This window comes from Paenibacillus farraposensis, assembly GCF_020736845.1.
Taxonomy (GTDB): domain Bacteria; phylum Bacillota; class Bacilli; order Paenibacillales; family Paenibacillaceae; genus Paenibacillus; species Paenibacillus farraposensis.
This window is the reverse complement of sequence record NZ_JAFFQR010000073.1, coordinates 1-7,301: the sequence shown is the minus strand read 5'-3', so window position 1 is coordinate 7,301 and position 7,301 is coordinate 1. Positions and strand designations below refer to the sequence as shown.

4 protein-coding genes, 4 pseudogenes and 1 CRISPR repeat array are annotated in these 7,301 nt (G+C 38.4%); of the genes and pseudogenes, 2 read left to right on the top strand and 6 right to left on the bottom strand.

Annotated elements, in window-relative coordinates; translation table 11 throughout:
- Window positions 1–263, bottom strand: a pseudogene (locus tag JO375_RS12575) (hypothetical protein); the annotation flags it as partial.
- A 739-nt stretch (window positions 264–1,002) separates the two neighbouring features.
- On the opposite strand from JO375_RS12575, the pseudogene JO375_RS25020 reads away from it, so the two are divergent.
- Window positions 1,003–1,101 (top strand): annotated as a pseudogene (locus tag JO375_RS25020) (hypothetical protein); the annotation flags it as partial.
- 536 nt (window positions 1,102–1,637) lie between these two features.
- A CRISPR array of direct repeats spans window positions 1,638–2,414; the repeat unit is 32 nt; unit sequence GTCGCACTCCATGTGGGTGCGTGGATTGAAAT.
- Between the two features lie 503 nt (window positions 2,415–2,917).
- Here the strand turns inward: JO375_RS25020 and JO375_RS12565 are convergent.
- Window positions 2,918–3,901 (bottom strand): helix-turn-helix domain-containing protein, encoded by a 984-nt coding sequence (locus JO375_RS12565; RefSeq protein WP_229524808.1) that lies wholly within the window; start codon window positions 3,899–3,901, stop codon window positions 2,918–2,920.
- A 349-nt stretch (window positions 3,902–4,250) separates the two neighbouring features.
- Here JO375_RS12565 and JO375_RS12560 point away from each other — a divergent pair, with 349 nt between their 5' ends.
- On the top strand, window positions 4,251–5,333 hold the full coding sequence (locus tag JO375_RS12560) for a tyrosine-type recombinase/integrase (protein ID WP_229524807.1): 1,083 nt from the start codon (window positions 4,251–4,253) through the stop codon (window positions 5,331–5,333).
- A gap of 303 nt (window positions 5,334–5,636) precedes the next feature.
- Here JO375_RS12560 and JO375_RS24540 read toward each other — a convergent pair whose 3' ends face one another.
- From JO375_RS24540 to JO375_RS12545, 4 genes and pseudogenes are all read right to left on the bottom strand, one after another.
- Window positions 5,637–5,765 carry a hypothetical protein gene (locus JO375_RS24540; protein ID WP_258297766.1) on the bottom strand — a complete coding sequence of 43 codons (129 nt, stop codon included), beginning with the start codon at window positions 5,763–5,765 and terminating at the stop codon, window positions 5,637–5,639.
- 440 nt (window positions 5,766–6,205) lie between these two features.
- A pseudogene (locus tag JO375_RS12555) lies at window positions 6,206–6,598 on the bottom strand (RNA-guided endonuclease TnpB family protein); the annotation flags it as partial.
- Window positions 6,599–6,681: 83 nt separating this feature from the next.
- On the bottom strand, window positions 6,682–6,870 hold the full coding sequence (locus JO375_RS12550; protein ID WP_229524805.1) for a helix-turn-helix domain-containing protein: 189 nt from the start codon (window positions 6,868–6,870) through the stop codon (window positions 6,682–6,684).
- A 6-nt stretch (window positions 6,871–6,876) separates the two neighbouring features.
- Window positions 6,877–7,008 (bottom strand): annotated as a pseudogene (locus JO375_RS12545) (transposase); the annotation flags it as partial.
- Window positions 7,009–7,301 lie beyond the last annotated feature (293 nt).

Below are 7,301 nucleotides of genomic sequence, written 5' to 3'. Positions count from 1 at the left end.
CGATGTTCCGAAGGATATTTAAATTTGGCTTGCTCCAGCGGCATCAGGCTAAAAGATTTCGGAACGCTAACCTCCATTTGACCGTCCAGAATCGCTCTCCATTCCAACGGGATCAGCTCATCACCTATCCGCAACACCGTGTTTTTTTCAGCAACGGAGTTGGCCTGATTAGGTACAGCGGTTTGAGATAGGTTCGTATTTACGCTATTAGATGCAACATCATGATTAAGCTTGTGTTTGAGACTTAGAATATGCTCGTCCATATAATTCATTGGGATAGTCCCTTTCTTCTTAAAAACATGAAAGTTTATTTTCAAAATTTGAAATTAAGAGGGGATATTTAACAATAGCCCATCTTATGTATGTATCGGTCAGAATAGAGATTTTGTTTACAGAAAGAACCATCCCATGCGTTATTTTCAATGTATATTTCTGAAATTAACTCATTTTTCTCCAATTAAAAGTGGGTCTCAGATCGTTTTAAATCGATTTCTGTTTTAAAAGTTGAGTAGGCTCCCCAAATAAAAAAAGTGTCGGAAAGTCCGCCGGACCTTCTCGACACTCTGATAAACCGAGATGGACTCGGTTTATTTTTTCGTATTTTGACGTGTCAGGAAATTTTCTATATTATTATCATCTGCATAAATATAGTAAATAGATGCAGACAATCTATCATTTTCTGGAATACTATTTAGACTTTTGCCTATTAATTGGTATTCATCTTTAGATTTGAAACTGTTCCCCAACTAACAGAAATTCATGCTTTAGGAAAATAGAGTCGTACACGTCTCCATGTTACAACTCTCCTCTCTTCCATTCACTTTTTCCCTGAATCATGGCTTGGGCAATTCCATCTGCAACGGAAACTGCTCCATATCCTTCAACATCAAACCAAATCGCTTAGCAACAAATCCTTTACTAGGGCCTGTACGCAAACTGTACAACTCATAGAAATCCAGTAAAATAAGGAATATGAGATGAAGATATGAGTTAACGAATGAAGAATGGAATTTCCTTGAACCCCTGCTGCCCCCGGCTCGAAAAAAACAAGGAGGACGTCTGCCCAAAGATCGGCGTCAGATGCTGAATGCCGTGGTATAGGTTGCTCGAACGGGAGCGCCATGGCGAGATTTGTCTCAGTAGGAACAACAGATCCTACCTCTGCTGCAGCCTGCTACATCCTTAACAGGCACAGCAGTAAAGAAAATGTAACTGTCATGATGAAAAATGGATGATATGAGGGAAATCGTATTGAAGGCATGGTACAATGAAACAGGATAGGATTATTTATCCCTATATTAATGTGTTTGGGATTTGATTCCATTTTGAAGTTTAAAGTATAGACCAAAAAGAAGACAACTTGCGCTTTTACAACTTAGAAGATAACTACAAAAAGAAAGTAGAGCATATAGGGGATAAGGAAACTTACGATCTGGAAAGTGCACTGAGTTTATATGGTGCGAATGTGAAGCTCACATAAAAACCCCGGGTCCTTCGCACCTCGAAATTTGTCGAAAAGCAACCGAATCAGTTATCTTCAGTAAAAGTCAATGGTTGATCCAAGCCTTTTTGGCATCAGTTTTTGCGAAAATGTGAGAAATTGATATCATTAGGGTATGAATTACTGTATTTTCGCTGTCGCACTCCATGTGGGTGCGTGGATTGAAATATAACTGACGAAACCTTGTGATTCTGAATGTATCGCAGTCGCACTCCATGTGGGTGCGTGGATTGAAATTATCACCCATTTCCTCATGGACACGAATGGTATTCAGGTCGCACTCCATGTGGGTGCGTGGATTGAAATAATCCTTCGGTCTTCACAGGTCTTATAAAAGGGGGAGTCGCACTCCATGTGGGTGCGTGGATTGAAATTTCAGGTAACGGAAGTATTTCCTTTTCGAAGATTTGTCGCACTCCATGTGGGTGCGTGGATTGAAATTTATGTGCCTCATTAGCAAAAAACATTAATAAACACGTCGCACTCCATGTGGGTGCGTGGATTGAAATATGCCATAGGACGCGTCAATTCGGACCGTCAAAGTCGCACTCCATGTGGGTGCGTGGATTGAAATAGCAGCTTCATCCCGTGTGATGTCTATCCCAGCTTCTGGTCGCACTCCATGTGGGTGCGTGGATTGAAATTTGTAGCTGGGCTATTGTCCGGTCCCTCTCTGCAAGTCGCACTCCATGTGGGTGCGTGGATTGAAATTAATCCAGAATAGATTTCCTTACGGTATTCTTCAGTCGCACTCCATGTGGGTGCGTGGATTGAAATTGGACACACAAGAACTTACACGGCAGTATTCGTCGTAGTCGCACTCCATGTGGGTGCGTGGATTGAAATAGTAACAACATGGTTTAAAGAACCTTTAAAATAAAGTCGCACTCCATGTGGGTGCGTGGATTAAAATAATTTCTGTCATTAGGCAGTATGAGCATATGGATTGACGTACAGCTTACAGGAAGGATCACGGGAAATACCTTATCCAATAAGGATGGAATTCCTGGAGACGATATTGGAAATCTTCCCAAAAAAATTCCAAAAATCCTTACGTGCTTATGAAGTTAAGGCTCAGTAAAAAAGACCTGCTAACTTTTAGCAGGTCTTAAGATATATTGGAGTTATCACTTTTTTTGTTACCAATTTGGTCAATAAACCTTAAAATATTGCCAATGCTATTCCCCCTGCGCCCAACCAGTAGTCAGATGAAACCCATCGGTGCTTATTAGAAATTGTTAGTTAGCAATTGGTAACATCATCTATAAAGCTAACAAACTCTATAATGCCAAATATGATTGCATTAATGCCTATCCAAACCAATAATAACAAGAATCGAGCATGGTAAAGAGGTGTCAATCTTAAGAAAGCTTTAAAAAATACAATGCTTTATCCCTTCATATAACTAAAATCAGATTATTTCAACCCAAATTTATTATTAAAAAATTCCGTTAAGTAATCATGTAGTTTCATCCCTTTACTTTCAGCTTCCGACAACAATTCCTTCTTAGTTTGATGAGGAAGATACATGAGAATGGACGAATAACCTGGATCAATAACCGTACCATTATGGACTAGGACAATTTCACCGGAATGAACGAACGTCTTCAATCTATTAACTAAGTCCGGTTCTGTAGTCTCTGTTATACCAGCTAATGTCGTCTTTTTAATCTCAACCTCTAACATCTCATCAGTTTTAACACGAATGTTATAAGGTCCTGCAGCCTTAAATAATTCATCTATAACCTGGTAAATTACCGAATCTAAGCTTCTAGGTATAGGGAAGACAAATCGGGCATACCCATATGCCGTGACCTGTTTTTTTTCTTCTATTAAATATGTTGGTTTCCATCCTAATTCTAGAGCTTCTTCAAGCGTCAACTCAATCGAGCTTGTCTTCAACATAATTTTCGCTCGGGCGGATCCATTTTTGTTAATACTCATTACCCTAGCCAATTCACCGTTATTGAAGTACGGCTGAAAAAGAAATACACCTGTCTTTTTGTCATATATCGTTTCCCAAAGACCCTTTGGCTTTTCTTTAACATCCTTGTTGTACTGTTCCAAGTCCTCTTTTTTAATAAAGAACGTTTTTTTTCCACGATAGATATCCTCGTAGCTTTTCAGTTTTCCTTCCTGGATCAGCCCGTGAACAAAACTTTTAGAGCGGTTCAATAATTTTGCAGTATCGGCAATTGTTAGATCCTTTTTAATTACTTGGTCCTTCACAAGCTCCACACTATCTGCACTGAACCGATATCCTCCATCCCCCCTGTAAGTTAGCCTATTCACTGGCTCAATCCTTTTCGACACTTCTGGATGGTTTATTAATTTATAAATGGTAGCTGGCGTAACCCCCAGCATATTGGCAACTTCCTGAACATCCAGATACTTGCTCAATGTCGTATCCTCCCTACTACTTTCTATTTATCGTGTTACTTATTTAGGATTTGATAGATCAATTATATAATATTTAATGAAAATAAATGTGAATTTAATACTCAATTATAATTATAATTGAATACACTAACATTAGATATATAAAAATCAATAATAGAATCCAACACAAAAGAATTGCATATTATTTTAGGTTGACTACTCTATTTGTTCTTTCTATCATTTGCTGCTACTATATAAAAGTATTAATGAAAAACTCCAAACGCATAGAATCACCAAAAACAGAGTTTGGTGCCACCATTGTCTGTAGTTTCTTGAATACTGAAGAATATCTAGTATCGAGGTGATATGTTTGTATTTAGTAGATCCTGCTATTAATTTTGATTTAGATATATCTATTCTCAAAGAAGAAAATATTAAAGAAATAAAAGATAATATGCTAGATAATACATATTATGATACATTGACTAAAAGGGCCTCTCTCTATGAGGATCAACAGGGTAACTATGACTATTCATTGTTTTCAAATATTGGAGTGACATATCTTTACGTACATCAAAAAGATAAGAAACGTGGTCTACAGACAAAAAAAGAATATATATCGATAATATTGGACTTTTTGATTATTCTTCCTTCTTTGTTTAAAAAGAATGATATTAGAGAACTGGGCCGCTATGATATGGAGAATTACCAATTGCATCTGGAGGAACAATATCCTCGAAAAACTACTCGCTCTAAAAAGATAACTATTTTAAAAAGTTTTTTAGAGTGGTGCTTTGAAGAAGGGTATCTGAAGAAGAAAATTTCACGGGGACTCTCGCCGGTTAAAATCGATAAAGAGGAAATTCCTCATCGCGTTATCGATCCGGCTACGGTTGAAGCAGCTGTACGATATTATAATGAAAATCCAAAGATAAAGTCGCTTATTTTACTGCTAGCTACCACTGGCCTGCGGCTTAATGAAGTAATCACCCCAAAGATGAAACAGTTGTCATATGATCCCATGAATAGCCAGTATTATCTGACAACGGATGCAAAGAACAAAAAAAAGCGTATTGCTCTGATCAAGCCATACGTTCTTAGTGAATTACGTGAGTATCGTAAAAGAATCGGCCTTCATACAGATATAGATCCAGATGATGAAACCCCATTTTACCCTAACAAATTTGGTAAACACTATAACCGTTCATATCTTTCTACGATGCTATCAAACCATATGCTAGCAGCAGGCTTAGTAACTATTGATAATAAAAGAATTACTCCTCACTATATCCGGCATTTCTTTGCACAAAGTGCATGGCATGCGGGCGCTTCACTTGATGATATTGCTGAAACACTTGGCCATAGCAGTACAAAAACACCGAAGGAAAATTATCTCCGGACGCAGCTGAAAAAGGAAAGAGATGTTAGTCATTTCGTAGATTTAAATATCTAATGCAAATAAATACGACATTTATATGCCGTGTCATTTACCATACCAATGATGCATCAGCCTTTTCAATTACTTGATCTTAAGTTTCACATTAAAGTTTGGAATATACCTATACCTTTTAAAATCTGTAAAAAATAATTTACTTGTTTGATCATAAAATGCCCCTTATGTGGTATAATGAATACATGAATAGAGTATATTAAAAAAAGCCACGATGTCTCACCATCGTGACTTAACAAAGGCCAGTGGGCGACCACGGCGAATTCCAATTAGTTAATTGAAAAACCACCGGATAGAGGTCCCAACCTATCGCCGGTGGTTTTTCTTAGCTTTACGTGACTTCTTCTGTCCGTATAACAACGTCTTCAGGCCAGCAACTATACCGACCAGCTTTAACATAACGTCCAGAATCTTCACGATTAAGTCAAGTGACACAGCGTCACCCCCTCTCAGGGCAGCTTCGCCATGTCATTCCCACCGGTTACTTTGTTTCCTCAATTATATCACGATTTTCTAGTATCTACTATTAATTTCTAATGATGTCCTCATTCTTGAATGCTTATTCCCCTAAGACTATTTTCTAACTACACATAGTGTTATAGGATGCTGAGCCTTTTCTTGATCACTATATAGCCAGCCCTCGTCCTCCCTTATTGTGATTTCCCCATTGGCCATTCCAATGGCGTGGTGTCCTCGTTTTTAGGAAAAGTTTCGTACGAGCAGGTGCTGGCTTGTTATGCGAGACGCCTCTCGCTAAAGAATCAAACAGCCGTGAACTACACGCCACCTAAGAGGTGGGTGCTTCTTGGTCAATAGAGCAACCGCTCCAAGTTTACCCAAGCTTACAGGATAGTTCCTATCCCAACAGATGCAATTTACATTGCGAGTTTCAGAAGGTTGTTGGCTGCGTTTATATCTCTATCGTGATGCGCGTTGCATTCTGGACAAGTCCATTCACGCAAGCCAAGATTCTTCACATCTGCATTTTTGTAACCGCAACATGAGCATAATTGGCTACTAGCGTAGTTCTTAGGTGCAATCATCAGATCACGTCCATACCACTTCGCTTTATATTCTAGCATTGAACGGAACAGGCTCCAGGATACTTCACTAATCGCCTTGGCAAGCTTTGGATTCTTCATCATGTTCTTTACTCGAAGGTCTTCCATGACAATGACTTGGTTTTCGTTAATCATCTTGGAAGATACTTTGTGCAAGAAGTCCTGACGCTGATTACGAATCTTTTCATGCAACTTGGTTAGCTTAATGAAGTATTGACAGTCTGATATACTTTATTTTCTTAGTCAATCAAAAAGATCTTTAATTTTAAACATCGCACAACTGAACATTATCATTTCCAGTCGAATTCCTTTTTGTATTGAGCAGGCGTATTCTTGAGCATGGTTTCAGTTTGCTTATAATGCTCGATCTTATCTGCAAGCATTTTGTTGTAGATGAATCGAACACAACCGAACACTTTTGCAAAATATAGCTGCTGTTCATGGTTCGGATAGATGCGATACTTATAGGCTTTCAGCAATTCCTATCATCCTTTCATGCCTTGATTTTCGATGTAGATTACGCCTATGGGTGCTCCACCAGTTGTAAGCAGGCAATAGAAACGTGACCAAAAATACTCTTTCCAAAGCGATTTTCGAATGATTGGAAATTCCTTCTTACGACTGAATAATTCTATTATAGTATCTTCTTAGGCTGTAAGAGTCAATGTTGATCAGACCGTTGCCATTCATCCCTCACTTTAAAAGATGCGGGAATTCTGACAACTATTTGTTAAACTTATTTCTCAAAGGCTGACGATTCCCCAGCTCCAAAACCTTGTAGAATCATCAATTCCGGTCTAAGATTTTATTTTCTACATACACCAAATGTGAATAAAAAAACCTTCAAAACCACCGCTAAAGTGGGTTTGAAGGCTTCTCTATTGCTTGAAATCCTGTCTAAAGTGGGGGC